The organism is Streptomyces spongiae (assembly GCF_009377185.1).
Lineage (GTDB): Bacteria > Actinomycetota > Actinomycetes > Streptomycetales > Streptomycetaceae > Streptomyces > Streptomyces spongiae.
This window is the reverse complement of record NZ_VJZC01000001.1, coordinates 66,140-86,298: the sequence shown is the minus strand read 5'-3', so window position 1 is coordinate 86,298 and position 20,159 is coordinate 66,140. Positions and strand designations below refer to the sequence as shown.

The window sequence follows — 20,159 nt, the reverse complement described above, 5'->3', positions numbered from 1 at the left end:
ATCAGGAGTCGCACTGCAAACGTTCCTCGACAGATCTCCACCACTCAGGAGCAGTTCCCATGAAGAGCACCACGCGTACGAAGCTCGGCATCGCCATCGCCGCCACCACCGCGACAGCACTGCTCGGCGCTGCCGTCATACCCACCGCCGAGGCGGCGGACCGGGACAACCGCACGACGCACACCATCATCAACTCAGGCATACCTTCGACGGTCGACCCCGCCAAGGACCTCGCCGCCCACACCCCCGACTCCGACCCCGCGTGGAGTGAGTCGATCTACTTCACCAGCTGGGTGAAGGGCAATGGCCATGACTTCGGACTCGTCGTCCAGACAGCGACCTTCCCCCACACGGACCAGCAGATGATGACCGTCGCCGTCACCGATGTCACCACCGGCTGGCACAAGAGCTACCAGACTCCGATCGCCAAGGAGGACTACACCTGGAGCAAGAGCGGGCTCGACATCAGAATGCCCGGGATGACCTGGACGGGCACCGCGCAGAAGATGTCGGTGAAGACGGCCACCCCGTGGGGCTCCCTGGATGTCCAGCTCAAGGCCAAGGGGCCGGCTCTGAAGGTGGCCGGCACCGGTTCCTTCCCCCTGCTCGGGAAGACGAACTACGAGTACGCCTTCCCCTCCATGCAGACCACCGGCACCCTGAACATCCAGGACAAGTCCTACAAGGTGTCCGGGGAAACCTGGCTGGACAAGCAGTGGGGCCCGGTCGCCTTCGACGACTCCATGCACTGGACCTGGATGAACTTCCGCCTCCCGGGCGGCGACAAGATGGTCGTCTGGGACGTCGCCAACAGCACGACGGAGAACGCCTGGGCCACGGTTCTGCACCCGGACGGCTCCTACGACGTGGTGGCGGTCGAGCCGGTCGCCGAGGGCGCCCACCGGATCTGGACCAGCCCCACCACCGGCAACGCCTATCCCACCCGCTGGAGCATCGACATCCCCGCACTCAAGACCCACCTCAACGTTCGCGTCACCGGCCCCGACGCCCAGGAAGTCATCGGCAACCCGGGCAGCCGCTACGAAGGCACAGCCGCCTACACCGGCATCTACCAGGGCAAGAAGGTCAGCGGCGTGAACTACGCCGAGATGGTCGGCCACTGGCCGGCCTGACGCCGATGACAGTCCTGTAACGGGGACATGACCGCCCGCGACCGCACCGACCCGATACCCCGGGTCGGTGCGGTCGCGTCCAGCGCCCCGTCATCCGGGAGGCACCCGGTCTTCCTGCCGTCGGCGGGACCGGTATTCGCGCGGCGTGCAGTTCAGCGCCGCGCCGAACGCCCGGCGGAACGCGGCTTCGCTGCGGTAACCGACCGCTTCGGCGATCAGGTCCACCGTGGTGTCCGTGGTGCCGAGCAACTTGGTCGCGGTCGCCATCCGCCAGTCGCTGAGGTAGGAGAGCGGGGTCTGGCCGACCACGTCGGTGAAGCGGGCGGCGAACGCCGAGCGGGACAGGCCGCAGGTCGCGGCGAGGGAAGCCACCGACCAGGGACTCCCCGGATCGGCGTGCATGGCCTTGATCGCCGGCGCGACCAGCGGGTCGCTGAGGGCTCGCAGTCCCGGTCGGCCGGACAGGTCGTGCGCCTGCTCCCTGAGAACGAGAATCAGCAGGGCCTCCGCGAGACGGCTGATCAACCGGGTACCCGCAGGTCCCGGTGTAGCGCTCTCCGCGACCATCATGTCCGCGACGCGGCCGATCTGGCTGGACATCGCGGCCTCCTGGGCCGAGATGTGGATCAGTGGCGGGAGGCTGTCCAGCAGCGGCGCCCGCGGCGCGTCGCCCCACTGCATCATGCAGCACACGAAGGACGTGACCGGCTCCCCCTGGGCGAGGCGCAGCGGAGCCGGAGCCGCTGTGACCTCCGGCGGAAGCTTGAACTGCCACGTGGGAGTGGCCGGGTTGGACCCGTCGTGCAAGTAGCCACCGGCGTCGCGCAGGTAGACGACCAGATCGCCGGGCCCCAGGACGACGGGCTCACCGCCGTGATCCCGTGGGACCAGATGGCTGTGCCCGGCGGACTGGACGAGAATCGCGAGCAGGCCCGTGGGCTTGGCGTCGACACGCCAGGGGGGTGTGAGGTCGACACGCCCCGCCACGACGGTCCTGAGCCGGTGGATGTCCAGCAGCGAGGCCAGGACGTCCACGTTGTCGATGGCGGAGACCGGGGCGGCGCCACCGTACGTGCGTCGGGTCGCCATGAGAAGCCTGCTCCCTCCCCCTGAGATGGTTGGACGATTGGGTCGGTTGCAGCGACATCCTGTCATAGACAGTCCACGATCGGTCCGGTGTGCTGGTAGGTGAGATCACTCGATCGCACAGGCGCGGCAGTCCGGCCGCGTGTCTCCGGGGCAGACGAGGAGTCACTGATGTCCGAGGAACACTTCACCTACGAACTCGACAACGACATCGCGTTGATCGGGATCAACCGCCCGGACAAGCGCAACGCCCTGACCGAGGCCATGCATGCCGAACTCGGACGGCTGGCCGAGCGGGCCGGCCAGGAAGCGAGGGCGGCCGTCATCTTCGGTGTCGGTCCTCACTTCTCGGCCGGCCTCGACCTCGCCGAACTCGTCCAGCAGCTGAAGGACGGCGGGGAACCCGGTCGGCCTGCCCTGGGCCGCCACACCCCGCACGTCGCCTTCGACCACATCGCCCGCGGGCGGATCCCTTTCGTCGCCGCGCTCAGCGGCGCGGTGATCGGGGGCGGCCTGGAGGTGGCGGCGTCGGCACATATACGGGTGGCCGACGACACCGCCTTCTTCGGGCTCCCCGAGGCCCAGCGCGGCATATTCGTCGGGGCCGGCGGCTCAGTGCGCATCCAACGGCTGATCGGCAACGCCCGGATGACGGACATGATGCTCACCGGGCGCATTCTCGATGCCGACGAGGCCTACGCCCAGAACCTCGTCCAGTACCGCGTCGAGGCCGGTACCGGTAAGGCTTTCGACAAGGCGTACGAACTTGCCACGGCCATCGCCGGCAACACCGCCGAGTCCAACTGGGCCATCACCCAGGGCCTGAGCCGGGTCAACGACATGTCGTACGACGACGCCCTGTTCGTGGAGACCCTCGTCGCCCGCAACTCCGTCTCACCCGGCTCGGACGACCGCCTGCGCGACTTCGTCGAGAAGCGCGCGAAGCCGCTCGCCCGGCCTGCGACGTCCCAGAGCTGAGCATCAGGAGATGCTTTCCATGCAGCAAGAAATATCGGCGCCGGCGAACGTCGGCCCGATCGCAAGGCTGCTGAATCCCCGGTCCGTCGCGATCCTCGGGATGTCGGCCAAGCCTGGATCCACCAGCCGTCACCTCCTGCGCGGTCTCGTGCGGGACGGATTCCCGGGCGACATCTACCTCGTCGGCCGTTCCGGCGGTGAGATCGACGGGCAGGGGGTGCTGACGAGTGTGGACGACCTGCCGCGGGGAGTGGACCTCGCCCTGATCACCGTGCCCGCCGACGGGGTCAGGGCAGCGGTGGAGGCGTGCGTTCGCCGCGGTGTGGGCACCGGCATCGTCTACGCGTCCGGCTTCGCGGAGTTCGGCGATGCCGGACGTGCCGAGCAGGCCGAGATCGCACGGCTGGCCCGCGAGGGTGGCCTGCGTCTGGCCGGCCCCAACTGCATCGGCAACACCAACTACGTCGATCGGCTGAGCACGGTCTTCCTGCCCCAACCGGCCACGAAACAGTTGCCCAAGGGGACGACCGGTGCCCTCGCGGTGCTCGCGCAGAGCGGCGGGCTGATGGGCCTCATGACCCGAGGGCTGGAGACCCGCGGTCTGCCGATCTCCTACCGGATCTCGACCGGCAACGAAGCCGGGCTCACCCTGGCCGACTACCTCGACCACCTCGCGGACGATCCGGCGACCGGCGGCTTCGTGGTCTACGCCGAGGACATCCGCGATCCGCAGGGCTTTCTGCGTGCGGTCCGGAAAGTCCGCTCCCGCGGCAAGCCGATCGTCCTGACACACGCCGGACGCAGCGAGCGAGGACAGCAGGCAGCCGCCTCCCACACGGGGGCGCTCGCTGTGGACTACGGCGTGATGAGGACCCTCGTCACCCGGGCCGGGGCCTGTGTCGTCGAATCCCTCGACGAACTGCTGGACGTGGCCGAGATCCTCGCACGCCACCCGCAGCCGCCGACGGCGGGCATCGGGGTCGCCACGACGTCGGGAGCCTTCTGCGCGCTCGCCCTGGACACTCTCGGCCCCCTCGGGGCCGACGTGCCGAACCTGTCCCCTCACACGGTTCAGGCTCTGACCGAGCGGATGCCCGCCTACATGAAGCCGGCCAACCCGCTCGACCTCGGCACCACGGTAGGCCCCGATCCCGAGCTGTACCGTGACACGCTCGCCGCCCTGCTCGCCGACGGCCGTGTCGGCTCGGTCCTCCTCGCCGTCCCCTTCATCGACCCGGCCTCGAACCAGATCATGCTGGAGCAGGTCACCCGAGCGGCGTCCGGTCAGCCCAAGCCTGTCGTCACCACGCTGTTCGCCGATGTCGCACCGCTGCCGGACGACTTCAGGAGCTACGCGATCGAGCACGGCATGGTCGTCTCGACCTCGCCCGAACGGATGATGCGTGCGATGACGACCGTCACCGAGTACGGCCGGTCTCTCGCCAGGGTCGGCGGCGACGGCGCGGACAGTGAACTGCCATACGCGCTCCCGGAGTTGACGCCCGGCCCGCAGACGGAGTGGCTGGGGAAGAAGTTCGTGACGGCGGTCGGGGTGCCCGTTCCGGACGGCGAACTGGCGACGACAGTGGAGGAAGCCGTAGCTATCGCGGCCAAGGTGGGCTACCCGGTCGCGGCGAAGGCGCAGGCCGCCGATCTCCAGCACAAGACGGAGGCCGGCGGCCTGGTCCTGGGCATCAAGGACGAGGCGTGGCTGCGCGCCGCCTGGACCCAGCTGACCGAGCGAGTCGCCACTGCCGCTGTGACGGACTTCGACGGCATCCTCGTCGAGGCCATGGCTTCCAAGGGCGTCGAGTTGATGGTCGGGGCAAAGCGGCACCCGACGTGGGGACCGGTCGTGATGGTCGGGCTCGGCGGCGTGTGGGTGGAGGCCATCGGCGACGTACGGCTGATACCGCCGGACCTGTCCGAGCCGGAGATCGTTCAGGAACTGCGCAGCTTGCGGTCGGCGAAGCTGCTCGGCGAGTTCCGGGGGTCTCCCGCGGCCGATCTGGCCGCCGTGGCGCGGATCGTGGCCCAGATCGGGCGGCTGACGATGGCGCGCGACGACATCGTCGAACTCGACATCAACCCACTGCTCGCGGCGCCCGACGGCGCCACCGCACTCGACGTGCTGATCGTGTGCGCACCGGAGAACGAGTCCATCCGACAGGTGGTGAGCGAGGCATGAGCCAGAGCGGAACTTCAACTCCGATCGCAGACGACTCCGCTGACGAGAGGAAGGCCCGGGAGTACGTGCAGCAGGCGCACCGCCTTGCCGGGGACATCCCGGGCCTGCCCGACGTGGGCGAGACGTGGCGTCCGATGCGGGCCGCGGTCGTGGGCGCCGGGACCATGGGCGGCGGTATCGCCATGGCGCTGGCGAACGTGGGCATCCCGGTCGTGCTGATCGACCGCAGCACCGAGGACGTCGCGCGCGGCCTGGCGAAGATCAAGGCCAACTACGCGCACAGCGTGTACCGCGGCCGTCTGAAGCAGTCCGCGGCAAACCGTCGGATGCGATCCATCACCCCGGCGACCGACTTCGCCGCCGTGGCACGGGCCGACATCGTCATCGAGGCCGTCTTCGAGGATCTGCCGCTCAAGCTCGACGTGTTCGGCGCACTCGACCGGCACGCGAAGAAGGGGGCCATCCTGGGGACCAACACCTCGGCACTCGACATCGACACGATCGCGGCCGCGACCAGCCGGCCCGAACAGGTCATCGGTACGCACTTCTTCAGCCCGGCGAACGTCATGCGCCTGCTCGAGGTCATCCCTGGCGCCAAGACGGCTCCTCTGGTCGAGGCTCGGGTGATGGCACTCGGCCGCCTGCTGGGCAAGGTACCGGTCCGGGCCGGCAACCAGTACGGGTTCATCGGCAACGCCATGCTCCTGGACTACCTCCGCCAGGCGGACTTCCTGCTCGAGGAGGGATCCTTCCCGAGCGAGGTAGACCGCGTGCTGAAGAAGTTCGGCCTCGCCATGGGGCCGTACACCATGAGCGACATGTCAGGGCTCGGCGTACTCGCGGAGGTGAAGCGCAAGGAGATCCTGACGCGGACCGACGACCGCCGCCACGCCGACATCGCTCTGCTGCCGGTCGACCTGGGCCGGCTCGGCCAGAAGACCGGATCCGGGTGGTACCGCTACGCCGAGGGCGACCGGACACCGCAACGCGACCCGGAGATGGACCGCCATATCGTCGAGTACTCCGCGCGCATCGGGGTCCAGCGCCGGGAGATCAGCGACGAGGAGATCCTCAAGCGCTGCCTGTACGCCCTGGTGAACCGGGCGGCGTATCTGCTGGAGCAGGGTGTCGCCGCCCGGCCCAGCGACATCGACCTCGTCTACGTCACCGGCTACGGCTTCCCCGCCCACAAGGGCGGCCCGCTGTACTGGGCCGACTCGATCGGCCTGGCCGACGTGCTGGCCGATGTCGAGCGCTTCCACGAACAGCACGGCGTGTGGTGGGAGCCGGCACCACTGCTGGTGCGGCTCGGCCGCACCGGAGCCACCTTCGCCGACCTGGGTGCCGCTGCCGGCGGAGGGCAGTCATGACCGTCTACCTACCCGCGATCGACCTCGACGCCATCAGCGCGATCGACATGCACACCCACGTCCACGCCTCCGTCAAGGCACCCGCGCCGGAGCCGGACGAGGACCGCGCCGCGATGGCGAAGTACTTCAGGACCGGGAAGGCGCCGTCCGAGACGCTGCCGGATCTCGCGGCCCACTACCGTGAACGGGGCATCGCGGCGGTCACCTTCACCGTCGACCAGGGCCCGTCGAAGCCCGAGCCGACGCTGACCAACGACGAGATCGTCGAGCAGGCAGCGCTGCACAACGACATCGTGATCCCCTTCGCGAGCGTGCATCCGGACCGCGGCGAGGATGGCGCGCGCACCATGGAGCGGCTCATCATCGACGGCGGAGTCCGCGGCTTCAAGTTCCATCCGAACGGGCAGCACTTCTACCCCAACGACCGCAAGGCATACGCCCTCTACGAGGTGCTCAACGCCCATCGCGTCCCCGCGCTGTTCCACACCGGCCAGAGCGGAGCGGGGGCCGGTGCCCCGGGTGGCGGCGGTTACCGGCTGAAGTACTCCAACCCTCTGTACCTCGACGACGTCGCGGTCGACTTCCCCGACATGCCGATCGTGCTGGCGCATCCCTCATTCCCCTGGCAGGAGGAGGCACTGGCCGTCGCCGTCCACAAACCCCAGGTGTACATCGACCTGTCCGGCTGGTCGCCGAAGTACTTCCCGCCCGTCCTCGTCCAGTACGCCAACACGCTGCTGCGCGACAAAGTCCTCTTCGGCAGCGACTTCCCGCTGATCACCCCGGACCGCTGGCTCGCGGACCTGGAGAAGACGGACATCAGGGACGAGGTCAAGCCCGGCCTGCTGAAGGACAACGCCGTGCGGCTGCTGGGACTGTGAGCCAAGGTCGCTCCCCGGTGAGCGTCACCAGCCGTGTCGTCCCGAGAAGGCGGCTGGCATAGGTGACGTCATGAGCAGCGGCCGACGCACGCACGCCCTCGACGACCACGGCAGCACGAACCGATGGGTATTGCTGCCGTCGGGCACCCTGGCGGGGTTCACCGCTCCGTACGCAGCTGACGGAGCCAGATGCCCTGCTTGCCCGGTGAGAGGATGCCGACCGGGTCCAGCGCGTCCTTGATCTTTTCCACCATGGCCATGTGGGAGTGGTCGTTGAAGAACGAACTGCTCCGCCACGAGGTCCATGAACGCGGGGTGGGCGCGGTACTCGCCGTACGCCAGCCGGGCCGCTTCGACCACCATGTCCCGGTAGAGCTGGTTGACCGCCTTCACCTGCGGCTCGTTCGCGACGTCGTAGAGGAGCATGCAGACGTGAATGGCGTGGCGCTGGTTGAGCATGATGCCGCAGGTGTAGTCGGATCCGGCCTCCTCCACCCGGGTGCGGACCATCTCGACGATGCTGCGCGCGTCCGTCCCCGTAAGGGGGATCGTGGAGGCGAAGGAGAGGTGACCGCCGGTGTCGGTGCCGTACCACTTGAGTACGTCCAGGATCGTCTCGTCGGGTACGCCCCCATCACATGCGCCTTCTGGTCGGTCAGGGCGGGGCTGCCGGGCTTCACCTCCTCAGGGTCGATGGAATTGCCGACGACCTCGACGTCGGGGATGGATGCGATCGCCGTCCGGACGCGCTCGAAGTCACGCTCGGCGACCTCCCGGTCGCCGTACAGAGCGAAACGGATGTTCCACGCTCCCGGGCGTCCGACCTCCCACCCGAGCCGTTCGGCGAGTTCACGGGGGACCGGAGTGTCCTGGTCCCAGATGTCCTTTCGCCGGACGGCGCCCGGTATGACGGAGAGCGGGCAGTACAGCATCGGGCAGTTGCTGACCGTGCGGTCGACCATGAACGGACGGAACGCCTCGACCAGGGCATCAGCCAGTAGCCCACTTGGTGACGATGCCCATGTTGGACTGCATGAAAAGGCTGTCCGTGCTCGGGCCGAAGCCGCGTTTGGACAGGTGCCAGGTCTTGCTGCCCGTCATCGCGCCCGTACCGGTCCGCACACCACCGAACCGTCCGCGAGGACGACCTCCATGCCGGGCCGCCGGGTGATCGGAGTACAGGGTGAAGCCGTTGCCGTGCTCCAGGGGGTTGCCGATGACGCTGCCCCAGCTCAGGTCGGGAATGTCCACCCAGAGCTTCTTGCCCGATGCGTGTACGGCCTCGTAGAGGTCCTTGAAGGACACGCCTGGCACCGTAACCGTTGTTGCGGCCCTGCGAGTTGGTCCAGATCGGGACACCGGTCTCGGAAGCGATCCGGACGACTGCCTGGACCTCCTCCACCGAACCGGGTTGGACGACCGCCTTGGTTACGTATCCGAAGCTGACCGGAGAGTAGGGGTCGGCGAATTGCGCGAGTGACTCGTCATCGGTGAGTACGTGATCCGGGCTCAGTGCATCACGCCAGCGGGCCAGTGCCGTCTGCAGGTCCCCGGACGCGGTGTGCGCGGCGGTGGTCGGCGTGTTGTCGGTCTGCTCCATGTCTGTGCTCCCGGAACTCCGTCGCTTGTACGGAGTCACCGGGCGGCCGCGGTGGTGTAGGCCTGCGCGATGTGCTTGTGCCGCGCCGAGATCGGCGGGAACTCCTCGGGGTGCGTGATGATGTAGGGGTCGTTGCGTTGGATCCCGTCGAGGATGATCCGGGCGGCTTCGTCCGCCTCCAACCAGTTGCCCGGCGGCAGATGATCGTCGTTGCTCCCGCGCGGCACGCCGCCCTGCAGCCGGGCCGCTTCAGCGCGTTCTCGCCGATGTTCGACTTCACCTGTGCCGGTGTCAGCACGGGCAGCCCCACCAGGCTGCCATCCGCTGCCAGTTCGGCCCGGATGGCCTCAGTCAGGGCGACGACGGCGTACTTGGACGCCGAATAGGCGCATACCGGGCCCGGCCACCTGGACGTCGATGTCGAGGACCGAGCGGAAGCCGTCGAGGGTCAGCTCGTCGAACGGCGCGAACGGTCCGACGCCCGCGTTGTTCGCCACGAGGTCGGCACGTCCGAACTCGCCGACGGTCCAGTCGGCCAACTGCTGTACGGCGGCGTCGCGGACGTCGACGACGTAGGGCGTCGCGCCGATGTCCTCGGCGGTCGCCGCCAGGAGGTCCGCGTCGTTGTCCGCGATGACGGCCGCGGCTCCTTCGGCCACGAGCCGTGCTGTCAGTGCCTTGCCGATTCCGGACGCTCCGCCGGTCACGACGGCGACGCACCCGCTGAAATCCCTGATTCCGGTCATACGGAAACACCTCTGGTGTGAGTTCTACTCGTGGGAGACGCCTCAGGGGCCGGTGGAGGCCGGTCGGCTCCTGTACTCCGCGCGCGTGGGCTGCTTCAGCCGTGGGGTGGTCTCGTCCGTATCACCCACGCGAAGCCGACGGTTGTCGACGGCGGCTGGGTGGGAGGGCCAGGTCAGGTAGCCCGAAGCAGACGTTTGAGCTTGGCCGGCGGTGTGGGGTGGTTGACGGCCATGGCCGTGTGGCGCACCTCGGCGTCGGGCCAGGCCACAACGGCATGACCGGTCGTGAGATCTCCGTCGAGCACGGCGGGTTTCCCGGTCGGTGCCGCGGCACCGACCATCTTCAGGTCCCAGCCGAACTGCTCGGTCCAGCCGTAGCGGGAGGGCCGGTAGCTCGGTGCGTCATCGCCGTGGAGGAGCGCGAGGGCGGCGACCCGGGCCTGTTCCACGGCGTTCGTCCAGGTCGGGATGCGCATCGCGGCCGGGCCCGAGTCCAGGTGAAGGCAGGCGGCGACATCGCCGGCCGCCACGATGCCGGGGGCCGCCCGGCAGCGCTCGTCGACGTGGACGCCGCGTCCGAGCCGCAGTCCGGAGTCGGCCAGCCACTCGACGTTCGGCACGTCTCCCGCGGCCGTCACCACCAGGTCTGCCTCGAACCGCCGACCGTCGGACGTCGCCACGGCGCACGGGTGCGGGCTGCCGAGCAGGGTCACCTTGTCGCCCACGACGATCCGGCAGCCGGCGCGCTCAGCCGATTCCCGGACCAGCGCGCCGACGTACGGGCCGATCAGTGCGTCCAGCGGCGGCGCGATGTCGACGACGGTGACCCGCTTGCCGAGCTCGCAGCACGTCGACGCGATCTCCATGCCGAGGAAGCCACCGCCGACGACGAGGACGGACGAGACGCGGGACAACCGGTCGCGCAGGTCGAGACCGTCGGCCCGGGAGCGCAGGACGAGCTCCCGCGACCGCGGACTTCCGAGCACTCCCAGGCGGCGGGCACGGGCACCCGAGGCGATGACCAGACCGTCGTAGGGCACGTCGCCCCGGGTCGTGCGCACCACCCGGGCCCGCACGTCGAGACCGTTGGCACGTACCCCGAGACGCAGTTCGACGCCTGAGGGCAGCGGCCCGATCTCGATGTCCTCCGGCGGCTGACGGCCCGCCAGGACGCCCTTCGACAGCGGCACCCGTGTGTAGGGCGGTACCGGCTCCTCGCTGAGCACCGTGATGTGCCCCTCGAACCCTTCGCCGCGCAGCGTGTTGACCGCGGTGAGAGCCGCGATCGAGCCGCCCACGACGACCACGTCGCGGGGCGCGGTCACCGCCCACGTCCTCTCAGCGCACGGGCCCCGCTCATTCGACGACTCGCAACGCCGCGACGGGACAGGCCCGTGCCCCCGCCTCGGCCTTGGCGCGGAGCGCCTCGGGCAGCACGTCGTGCCGGAGCACGACGACGGCGTCCTCGTCGAGGTCGTAGACCTCCGGGGCGACGTCCGCGCACAACCCGTGCCCTTCACAGCGGGACGTGTCGGTCTGGATCCGCATGGTGTCCCTCCCTGTCTTCCTGTCCTCAGGCCGCGTGCAGGCGCACGGGCACCGATGTGTAGGAGCGGACGATGGAGTGGACGATGGGCCGTGGTTCACCGGCGGGCTCCAGCCGGGCCACGGACCGGGCGAGTCCGGTGAGCACCGAGGTGATCTCCAGCCGCGCCAGCCCCTGCCCGGCGCACCCGTGGACGCCGTAGCCGAGCGCCACGTGGTCGGCGTTCTGCCGGGTGATGTCGAACGCGTCGGGGCGGTCCCACTTGCGTTCGTCCCTGTTGGCCGAGGCGAAGAAGACGGCGACCCGTGAGCCCTTCGGCAGCGGGTGTCCCCCGATCTCGGTGTCCCGGCCGGCGACCCGGGTGAAGGCGCGCAGCGGACTCTCGAGACGGATCACCTCGTTGAACGCCGAGCCCGCCAGGTCCGGGTTCGCGCGCAGCAGGTCCCACTGGTCGGGGTGTTGTGCGAACAGCGCGATCGCCGAACCGAGAGCACTGATCGTGGTCTCCAGCGAGGGGCCGAAATAGTCGATCAGCAGGGCTGGGCACCGGTCCATGGCCACCTCCCCCCGGTCGGCCGCCGCGAGCAGATCGTGCCCGAGGGATCCGGGAAGCGTGCGCCGCTGCGCCACCAGGCCGCCGGTGTATTCCCCCATCTCGATGGCCGCCGGAATCGACGCCGCATGGCGGTCCGAAGGCGGTCCACCTGCTTCCAGGCCGGCGAGGGCCCAGTCGATGAGCCGGTCGCGGCAGTCCTGGGGGAAGCCCAGGAAGTCCGGGACCACCGACATGGGCATGGCCTGGGCGATGTCCGTGACGGCGTCGAGGACCTCGTCGCGCTCCAGCAGGGCGGTCACCAGGGCGTCGGCCTTGGCCTCGATGGACGCCCGTTCCTCGCGCAGTGCCCGTGGGGTGAGCCGGTGGGCGACGACTTGGCGGAGTTGTTCGTGTTCCGGCCCGTCGCTGGTCAGGATCGCGCCCCGCATCAGCTCGTTGAACACGTCGTTGAAGTGAACACCCTGGCCGGAGATGAACGTCTCGTCATCGGCCAGGACGGCGCGTACCTCGTCGTAGCGTCCCAGTGCGTGCATCTGCTGTGAGGTGAGGTATGCGACAGGGCCCAGGTCACGAAGCCGGCGGTAGTGCGGGTAGGGGTCGACGACGACATCCTCGGAGAACAGGTCGGTGTCGAACTCCGGGACGCCGGTCTGGCCGGAGGCGGCAGAGGAGGCATGAGGGGATGGCGAGGCGGTGGACATGTGGCTCCTGACATCGGCGGCAGGGCCGGGCAGACGGCCCGGTCGGGCTGAGGTGCGCTGCTGGCGGGTGGCTGATGGCTGCCGGGCCCCACACTGAACGTGAATACACATTCAGTCCTGGCCAAGTTCACATAGCGTCGATCGCCCGTCAAGACGTACGCACGGTTCTGTTCGACGGGCAGCGGCGCGCCGGGCCCGCACGCAGGGCGCGGCTCAGTAGTCCCGTGGGGCGCTGAAGAGGTGGGAGATGACCGCGGTTTGGAGATGGCTGCGGAGCTCACTCCACGGCAGCGGACGGTCGGACTCAAGAAACTCGCCCTGGATGACGCGGTGCGCCACCGTGGCGTAGATCAGGCGGTACGCGAAGTCGAGCGCGGCCGCGCGGTCCGGATGCCCGATGGGGACGTGGTCCAGCGCTTCGGCGAAACGGCGGTTGCCCTCGACGCTGACGCGCGCGCCCTCTTTCCGGACCTCTTCGTGACGGGTGCCGAGCAGCAGGAAGACACGCAGCAGGGCCTCGTGCGCCTGGAACGCGTCGATGTGCGCTCCGACCGCCTCGGCGACCGCGACGGCCGGATCACGCAGGAGGCTCAGCCGTTCCACCGATGCGCGCTCGGCGATCTCGGCCTGAAGGTTCTCGGTGAAGGCGCGCTGGATGGTCAGGAGCAGCCCTTCCTTGTCACCGAACCGCCGGTAGATGCTGCCGACCGCCACACCCGCCCGTTCGGCAACGGCGGCCACGGTCAGGGCGTCCACCCCGCCCTCTTCGAGCAGTGCGTATCCGGCCTGCAGGATGTCCTGCCGCGAACGGCGACTGCGTTCCTGGTGGGCGGCAGGCCTGCGGGCGGCGGTCTCAGTCACCCGAGCATCCTATCGACCAGGCTCTTGACGTCGAGGCCGCGCCCGTGAACGTGGCCTCACATTTTTCCGACCCGACATTCACGTAGTGCTCCGCCATCCGCAGGCTGCCCCGGTTTCGACCACGGCCAGCCGCCATCCGGCCTCACCCCTGCCGCCTCTGTGCCTCTACGTCGGGGGGCGCGGGGGCAGGAGTCCTCCGATTCCGTCCACGCCTACCATGACCGCGTCGGCGATGCCGGTCGCGCCGTGGGCTTGCGGCGTGCCGCGCAGGTTTGTGCGCGGTACGAGGGAGTCAGCGGATCCCAGGTCGCGCGCACCAGGCACCCGGGGGCTGCTGGGCGAGCATCTCCGCGGGGAAGATGTCACACAGCAGCCCCTCGACGACGGTACGGCCCACAACGACCGACGCCCCGTCGGCGATTCGCCATGTCAGCCGCTCGCCTCCGAGGCGGCGCCGAGGACACCCATGTTCACGTAGTACGCCCGCGTCTGGTCGTCCAGGATGTCGGGAAGGAACTTGAATGCAATGATCTTCCCGTCGCGCACCTGCAGTTGATCAATCCCGGTGATCCGTTCCTGACCGAACGTGCGCACCATGTCGCTGCTCAACGCCAGTTCACCGAACGCCCATCCGTCGGCCGAGACCGCAATGCGCACTGTTTCGAGCCTGCCGTTCTGCGCGATCACCGTTTCACCGATGTATCTCCGCAGAACATCCTTTCCGGTGTTCCCGGAAAACAACTGCCTGACGAAGCCAGGAACGGTGACGGAGTCGTCGAACAACGCCAGCACCGCTTCGAGGTCTTTCGCGTTGATATCGCGTACATAAGCTTCCATGACCGACTTCGGGTCGAGCATTCCGCCCATTGTTCCTCCTCAGCCGTTTGACGATTGGGATCAGCCCGGGCGTCAGGCACTGAGTACGCCGCACGGTACGGTTGGGCTAGAACATGGCCATATGACAACTAAGCCCCTCAGTTCACAATCCTCCCGTTTTGCGCGACCGACCACCCGGCAGAGCTGGGCCGACATCCTGCATGTTGTGCACACTGTCGCCACAAAAATGCGCAACACATCCCACGCACGACCTTCCCGAGGTCGCAGTCCGAGGCGCGCTCGGTCCGGTGACCCGAGCACCGAGGCGGCACATCTGGGGGCTTGCGCAGCGGCATGCACGCTCTGCCGCGCCGACCAGTGACAGGCCTTCGGTCGTGACACCCCACCCAACTACCTGACCGACCATCCGGCAGATGCGCCTTCAGGTCACGCACCCCACGATGCGTGATGCAGATTTTCGCGTTAGCGCTGTAAAACGCATCACTTTGTGAAGTGATCGCGTACCATCGCTGTATGTCCGTGCGAGAAGACGAAGAGAGCGGCCCAGGCGCCGCGCCCCACGAGATGGTGCTGAACCTCTTCGGGCTGTATGTGTTCGGCAGGAGGGAACGGGAGGAGCTCAAGGCGGCACCGCCGGTTCCGACTCAGGTGTTCCTGTCCGCGTCGAGCAGGCTGGGGATCTCGGAGTCGGCCATGCGTGCGGCACTGAACCGGATGGTGCATCGATCTCTTCTCGTCCGTCAGAAGCAGGGCCGTACCAGCGCCTTCCAGCTGACCGACGAGGCCAGGGCGTTGCTGCGCCGAGGCCGGGACCGGATGTACTCACCGACGCCCTTCGAGCACACCGAGGGCGTCTGGACCGTCTTGAGCTGCCCGGTCCCCGAGAGCCTGCGCAACGTGCGCTACCAGCTCCAGGGCCGACTGCTCTGGGCGGGATTCGGCCTCGTCCATCCCAATGTGTGGGTTGCCCCGGGACGGGTGGACGTCGAGGAACTGCTCAGCGACCTCCCCACCCAGGACGCGCTCGGTCTCGTACAGGCATTCCATGGGACCCCGACCGCCCCCAGTCGCCCGGAGCAACTGGTGCACAAAGCCTGGGACCTCGAAGCACTCCGGGCCGGCCACCTCGACTTCCTCGCGCGCTGGGAACACACGGAGCCGGCCCCCGCCGACGCCCTTCCGCAGCTCCTGATGCTCCACGACGACTGGGGCCGCCTCCTGCGCGCCGACCCGGGCCTGCCCGCCGCATACCTCGACGACGACTGGCCCGCCCGCCGCTCAACGCGGACGTTCCAGAGGTTTCTGACGCTCCTGGGTCCCCTCGCGGACCAACAGCTGGAAGCACTCCTGGGCCCAGATTCCGGCCTGTCGACGGGCCGGCGATGAAAACGTCGAGGCCCGGCCTCCTCTTCATGGAATCACGTACAGCAGGTTCAGGCATGCCGGAGTCACCAGACTCCGGTGTCGGTCGTGTCGTGACCAAGAGGGTGTTCAAAAAGCCGAGTTGGGCCGGTTGAGCAGAGCGGCGTCGGTATTTCGGGCCGTGACGAGGTCGGCGGCGATGCGGGGCAGCACCGTCCGGGCGAAGAAGCGGCCGGTGGCGACCTTGCCGGTGCAGAACGAGGGGTCTGCCTCAGTCAGGCCGCCGGCGGCGAGTTCCTTCGCGGCGGTCTCGGCGCTGCGCAGGAGCAGCCAGCCGCAGAGCAGGTTCCGGCGGCGGGCAGCAGCCGAGTCGTGTCCTGTGCCGCGAGTGTCTGCCGTCCGGTTCCTCGCCTTGCTGTCGCCGCTCAAGAAGGCCGACGAAGACACAGAGGAAACTCCAGCGGCCGGTCGCGTTCGCGCTGTTGCGGACGCCGGGCAGATGGTTGTCGGGCAGGCCTCCCCCGGCCTTGCTCCTGCACCCGCGAAGCCCGCCCTGGGACGCCGCACAGCCGAGAGGCCGCCACGGTCCGACCCCTTCGGCGTCCGCGCTCAGGGCCTTGAGCTGGGGAATCCCAGCCGGCCAGGGCCGCGGAACTCCCACGGAAAGGCCGGCGGCCCCGGCGTGGGCCGCTGTCACTCAGGGCATCACGCCGGGCCCGTCCACCGACCCGGGTACGGCGAGGTCCGGGCCGGGCTACGTCACGCACTCTTTCCTCGGACCTCGTGCTTGAGGATCTTGCCGGATGCGGACCTTGGCAGGGGTCCGGATCGCACCTCGACCGTCTTGGGCACCTTGTAGCGGGCGAGGGCCTGGCGGCAGTGCTCGATCAGGTCGCCTTCCGTGACAGCGGATCCGGCGTCGGTGACGACCACCGCGTGCACGCGCTCGCCCCAACGGTCGTCGGGCACGCCGACCACCGCGGCCTCGACCACCTCCGGGTGTGTCTCCAGCACGCGCTCCACTTCCAGGGAATACACGTTCTCCCCGCCGGTGATGATCATGTCCTTGATGCGGTCCACGAGGAACACGTAGCCGTCCTCGTCGTAATAACCGCCGTCACCGGTGCGGTACCAGCCGTCCACCAGCGCCTGGCTGGTCTCCTCGGGCCGGTTGAGGTAACCGAGCATGATGTTCGGGCCCCGGACCCAGACCTCACCGACGGTGCCGTCGGCAACGGGACGGCCGTCGCCGTCCCGGATCTCCAACTGCACGCCGGGCAGCGGGTAGCCGACCGACTTCAACCGCTGCACGGCCTCTCCCGCGAGGGCCTTCCGATGGTCCTCCTGCGACAGGAACGTGCACCCGGGGCTCATTTCCGTCATGCCGTATCCCTGGACGAATTCGCATCCGAGTGCCTTCGCGGTCCGGCGCAGCAGTTTCTCCGACATGGGAGAGGAGCCGAAGTGCAACAGACGCAGGCTGCTGAGATCCGCGGGATGCTCTTCGAGGTGGTCGAGCAGCATGTGGATCATGGTGGGGACGAGGAACGCCACTGTGCCTCGGTGTTCGGCCACCGCCTTCGCGTAGTCGGCGGGCGTGAACCGGGGCAGAAGCACATGGGTGCCGCCCACCCAGGTGACCGAGTGGATCATCTGCGCACCGGCCGCGTGGAAGAAGGGCGGGGCGTGAACCACGACGTCATCGCGCCGGAACTCGTCCTGGTGGAAGTTGTGCTTGCAGTTGTCCAGGATGCCCGCGTGACTCAGCATGACGCCCTTGGGGCGCCCCGTCGTGCCTCCCGTGTACATGACGACGGCGAGCGAGTCCGGATCGAGGTCGGGCGGGGCGACGCCCTCGTCGGCCATGAGTGACTCGTAGGGCAGACAGTCGTCGGGGCAGGCGCCTTCACCTGCGAACAGCACCTGCTTCAGGCCGGGGACGAGGTCGCGAAGACTCCGTCCTGCCTCGAGGTTGACCGCGTCGACGATCAGCAACTCGGCGCCGGAATCCTCGAGCATGTACGCCAGATCCGGGACGGCCAGGCGTGTGTTGAGGCTGGTGAGAACGCGGCCGTACGCCGGCACCGCCAGCCAGCTCTCCACGTGCTCCAGGGAGTTCGCCATCAGCACCGCGACGACCCCGCCCGGTTCGATGCCGGAATCCGCCAGGCCTGCTCCGATACGCCGAACGCGGTGGTGCAACTCGCGATACGTGAGGTGCCGTCCTCCGTCTATGACAGCCGTTCGAGCTCCATGGGAGCGGGCCGCACTCTCCAACGGCCAGGCCAGTGTTCCTTGCATGCTGCGATCTCCTTTGGCAACAGGCATTTCTGAAGGAGGTGGACGCCGCGGGTTCCGGCGAACTACCGAGGCGTGGGCGTCACGGGCGGCTGAACAGGCTCATGAGCGTCTTTCCTGCCCGGTTCGGGCCTCGGCGCCGGTTTGCAGGACCTCGCAAGTCACCGGCGCCTGGCCGAACCAGACGAAGCAGACTAGTGACATATTAACAGCGCTCTGTGAAACATCTGTGGCGGAAGCCGCCATCGGTTGTGGCGACCGGCTGGCCGCCGACACCGCGATCCGATCGGGTTTCACTGAGCCGTGTCTAGCAGGCCACCCGCTCATCGCATGCGTTGTCATGCACCCAGAAACTTGGGGGGCCGCTTCTCCATGAAGGCACGTCGTCCCTCCCGTGCGTCCTCGGACTCGGCACACAGGGCGACCAGGGCCTCGGCGTCATCCCACCGCGTCGAGTCGGCGGCTGCCCTGATCGCCGCCTTCGCCGCACGGACCGTCAGCGGTGCGTTGGCCGCGATGGTCGCGGCCAACGCACGGGTGGTCTCCTCCAGTTGCTCCACGGGTAGGACGCGGTTGACGAGGCCGGCACGGAGCGCTTCCGGTGCCGCGAGCGCGCAGCCGGCGAAGAGGATCTCGGCCGCATGGGCCGGCCCGACGGCATGGACCAGGACTTGCGTGAGCGCGACGGGATAGCCGATGCCCAGGCGCGCGGCGGGAACGGCGAACCGGCTGTTGTCGGCGGCGATCCGGATGTCGGCACCGAGCGCGACGGCCACGCCCGCCCCCAGACAGTGGCCGTGGATCATGGCGATCAGCGGTGTGGAGAGCGTCGCGAGCCCTCCGAAGAGGCTCGCCTCCGTCTTCTCGGCCAGCGACCGGGCCGCCGCGCCGGCCTGCTGGGCCTCGAACTCGGAGATGTCCGCGCCGGCCGCGAAGGCCACGCGGCCCTCCCCGCGCAGGACGATCACCCGGACCGCCGGATCGTCGTCCAGGCGCCGCAGAATCTCGTCCAACTGGCCCATCATGCTGATCGACAGGGCATTGCGGCGTCCCGGGTTGCTGATCGTGACCCAGCCGACGGAGTCCTCGACCTTCCCGTGGACCGTGCCCGCGGGCGGCGTCGCGCTCACGGCCGCTTCTCCGCGTGGTAGCGGTTGCACAGTGCCCCGATGCCTTCGACGTGGACTTGGAACTCGTCGCCGTCGGTCAGATATCGGGGTGGCTGCCGGACGGCTCCGACTCCGGCCGGGGTTCCGGTCAGGATCAGATCGCCGGGTTCCAGCGTGAGGAAGGTCGTGAGGTAGGTGATCAGCTCGGTGACGCCGTAGACCATGCTGCTGGTGCGGTCGTCCTGCACGGTCTCTCCGTTGAGCAGTCCGGTGACACGAAGGTCGGGGTGGACGCCGCCGAGTCGCTCGGCCGGGACGACGACCGGCCCGAGCGGGGTGAGACCGTCCCACGCCTTGCCGGCGGTGCGGCCGGGGGTGTGCAGCTGGTAGTCGCGTACGGACCCGTCATTGGCGATGGTGTAGCCGAACACCACGTCGGCCACGTCCTCGGCGGCGACCCGGCGGCACCGCCGGCCGATCACGACCGCGAGTTCGCTCTCGTAGTCGACCTTGTCCGATTCCGGTGGCAGCGCGAGATCCGCGTAGGGGCCGGCCAGGGCGTTGTCCCACTTGGGAAACAGGTCCGGGTAGGAGGGGGCGGAGGCGCGGCCCGTCTCCCTGCTGTGTGCGGGGTAGTTCTGGCCGACGCAGATGATCTTGCGCGGCCGTCCGACGGGGCTGAGCAGGGCGTCCTCATTCAGTGCGACCGGTTTGCCCGGCTGGATACGGCCGGACTGCCCCTCGGCGGCCTCCAGCAGCGCGGGCAGGTCGGTGAACGCGAGCCCGTCGACCGTGGCGATGTGCGCTGCCGTGGCTCCCGGCCGGAACAGCACCACGGCCGGGCCGTCCGCCAATTCCGCTCGTCCCAGGCCGGCTTCGGCGGCCCAGCTCTGCTCCGTCATGGGCA

Annotated in this window: 20 protein-coding genes; 7 read left to right on the top strand and 13 right to left on the bottom strand. The window is 68.7% G+C overall.

The features are described from left to right. Positions 1-59: 59 nt before the first annotated feature. A complete protein-coding gene (locus FNH08_RS00370) occupies positions 60-1,133 on the top strand; it encodes a lipocalin family protein (RefSeq protein WP_152769179.1) in 1,074 nt (357 codons plus the stop codon). A 90-nt stretch (positions 1,134-1,223) separates the two neighbouring features. Here FNH08_RS00370 and FNH08_RS00365 read toward each other — a convergent pair whose 3' ends face one another. Then, a complete protein-coding gene (locus FNH08_RS00365; protein WP_194238307.1) occupies positions 1,224-2,222 on the bottom strand; it encodes an AraC family transcriptional regulator in 999 nt (332 codons plus the stop codon). A 168-nt stretch (positions 2,223-2,390) separates the two neighbouring features. Here FNH08_RS00365 and FNH08_RS00360 point away from each other — a divergent pair, with 168 nt between their 5' ends. The 5 genes from FNH08_RS00360 to FNH08_RS51395 all read left to right on the top strand — a co-directional run bounded on the left by FNH08_RS00360 (position 2,391) and on the right by FNH08_RS51395 (position 8,637). Further along, the gene (locus FNH08_RS00360; RefSeq protein ID WP_152769177.1) at positions 2,391-3,197 is read left to right on the top strand and encodes a crotonase/enoyl-CoA hydratase family protein; all 807 of its coding nucleotides are present in this window, start codon (positions 2,391-2,393) and stop codon (positions 3,195-3,197) included. Positions 3,198-3,216: 19 nt separating this feature from the next. Beyond that, a complete protein-coding gene (locus FNH08_RS00355; protein WP_194238306.1) occupies positions 3,217-5,385 on the top strand; it encodes an acetate--CoA ligase family protein in 2,169 nt (722 codons plus the stop codon). Continuing rightward, on the top strand, positions 5,382-6,755 hold the full coding sequence (locus tag FNH08_RS00350; RefSeq protein ID WP_152769175.1) for a 3-hydroxyacyl-CoA dehydrogenase: 1,374 nt from the start codon (positions 5,382-5,384) through the stop codon (positions 6,753-6,755). Before FNH08_RS00355 ends, FNH08_RS00350 begins: the two co-directional genes overlap by 4 nt. Then, positions 6,752-7,636: an amidohydrolase family protein gene (locus FNH08_RS00345; RefSeq protein ID WP_152769174.1), complete on the top strand. Its 885-nt coding sequence runs from the start codon at positions 6,752-6,754 to the stop codon at positions 7,634-7,636. The genes FNH08_RS00350 and FNH08_RS00345 overlap by 4 nt, the downstream gene beginning before the upstream one ends. Positions 7,637-8,274: 638 nt before the next feature. Next, on the top strand, positions 8,275-8,637 hold the full coding sequence (locus FNH08_RS51395; RefSeq protein WP_228033762.1) for a hypothetical protein: 363 nt from the start codon (positions 8,275-8,277) through the stop codon (positions 8,635-8,637). On the opposite strand, the gene FNH08_RS51390 is transcribed toward FNH08_RS51395, so the two are convergent. The 8 genes from FNH08_RS51390 to FNH08_RS00305 all read right to left on the bottom strand — a co-directional run bounded on the left by FNH08_RS51390 (position 8,627) and on the right by FNH08_RS00305 (position 14,513). Beyond that, positions 8,627-8,941, bottom strand: a complete 315-nt coding sequence (locus FNH08_RS51390; protein WP_228033761.1) for a hypothetical protein — start codon at positions 8,939-8,941, stop codon at positions 8,627-8,629. The genes FNH08_RS51395 and FNH08_RS51390 overlap by 11 nt on opposite strands. A gap of 330 nt (positions 8,942-9,271) precedes the next feature. Then, on the bottom strand, positions 9,272-9,463 hold the full coding sequence (locus FNH08_RS00335) for a hypothetical protein (protein ID WP_152769172.1): 192 nt from the start codon (positions 9,461-9,463) through the stop codon (positions 9,272-9,274). Between the two features lie 120 nt (positions 9,464-9,583). Next, complete coding sequence (locus FNH08_RS00330; RefSeq protein WP_152769171.1) at positions 9,584-9,982, bottom strand: SDR family NAD(P)-dependent oxidoreductase; 399 nt, start codon at positions 9,980-9,982, stop codon at positions 9,584-9,586. A 173-nt stretch (positions 9,983-10,155) separates the two neighbouring features. Then, positions 10,156-11,307, bottom strand: coding sequence for an NAD(P)/FAD-dependent oxidoreductase (locus FNH08_RS00325; protein ID WP_322723366.1), 1,152 nt, complete (start codon positions 11,305-11,307; stop codon positions 10,156-10,158). A gap of 31 nt (positions 11,308-11,338) precedes the next feature. After that, positions 11,339-11,530: a ferredoxin gene (locus FNH08_RS00320; protein ID WP_152769170.1), complete on the bottom strand. Its 192-nt coding sequence runs from the start codon at positions 11,528-11,530 to the stop codon at positions 11,339-11,341. A gap of 25 nt (positions 11,531-11,555) precedes the next feature. Then, on the bottom strand, positions 11,556-12,785 hold the full coding sequence (locus tag FNH08_RS00315) for a cytochrome P450 (RefSeq protein WP_152769169.1): 1,230 nt from the start codon (positions 12,783-12,785) through the stop codon (positions 11,556-11,558). 213 nt (positions 12,786-12,998) lie between these two features. Next, positions 12,999-13,646, bottom strand: coding sequence for a TetR/AcrR family transcriptional regulator (locus FNH08_RS00310; protein WP_322723365.1), 648 nt, complete (start codon positions 13,644-13,646; stop codon positions 12,999-13,001). 429 nt (positions 13,647-14,075) lie between these two features. Then, positions 14,076-14,513 carry a nuclear transport factor 2 family protein gene (locus tag FNH08_RS00305; protein WP_152769168.1) on the bottom strand — a complete coding sequence of 146 codons (438 nt, stop codon included), beginning with the start codon at positions 14,511-14,513 and terminating at the stop codon, positions 14,076-14,078. A gap of 483 nt (positions 14,514-14,996) precedes the next feature. On the opposite strand from FNH08_RS00305, the gene FNH08_RS00300 reads away from it, so the two are divergent. Then, on the top strand, positions 14,997-15,869 hold the full coding sequence (locus FNH08_RS00300) for a PaaX family transcriptional regulator (protein ID WP_152769167.1): 873 nt from the start codon (positions 14,997-14,999) through the stop codon (positions 15,867-15,869). A 105-nt stretch (positions 15,870-15,974) separates the two neighbouring features. On the opposite strand, the gene FNH08_RS00295 is transcribed toward FNH08_RS00300, so the two are convergent. The 4 genes from FNH08_RS00295 to FNH08_RS00280 form a co-directional block, all read right to left on the bottom strand. Next, positions 15,975-16,292, bottom strand: coding sequence for an acyl-CoA dehydrogenase C-terminal domain-containing protein (locus tag FNH08_RS00295; protein WP_322723364.1), 318 nt, complete (start codon positions 16,290-16,292; stop codon positions 15,975-15,977). Positions 16,293-16,604: 312 nt separating this feature from the next. Beyond that, a complete protein-coding gene (locus tag FNH08_RS00290) occupies positions 16,605-18,146 on the bottom strand; it encodes a class I adenylate-forming enzyme family protein (protein ID WP_194238305.1) in 1,542 nt (513 codons plus the stop codon). A gap of 335 nt (positions 18,147-18,481) precedes the next feature. Beyond that, on the bottom strand, positions 18,482-19,273 hold the full coding sequence (locus tag FNH08_RS00285) for an enoyl-CoA hydratase-related protein (RefSeq protein ID WP_322723363.1): 792 nt from the start codon (positions 19,271-19,273) through the stop codon (positions 18,482-18,484). Continuing rightward, positions 19,270-20,154, bottom strand: a complete 885-nt coding sequence (locus FNH08_RS00280) for a fumarylacetoacetate hydrolase family protein (protein WP_194238304.1) — start codon at positions 20,152-20,154, stop codon at positions 19,270-19,272. Before FNH08_RS00280 ends, FNH08_RS00285 begins: the two co-directional genes overlap by 4 nt. Positions 20,155-20,159 lie beyond the last annotated feature (5 nt).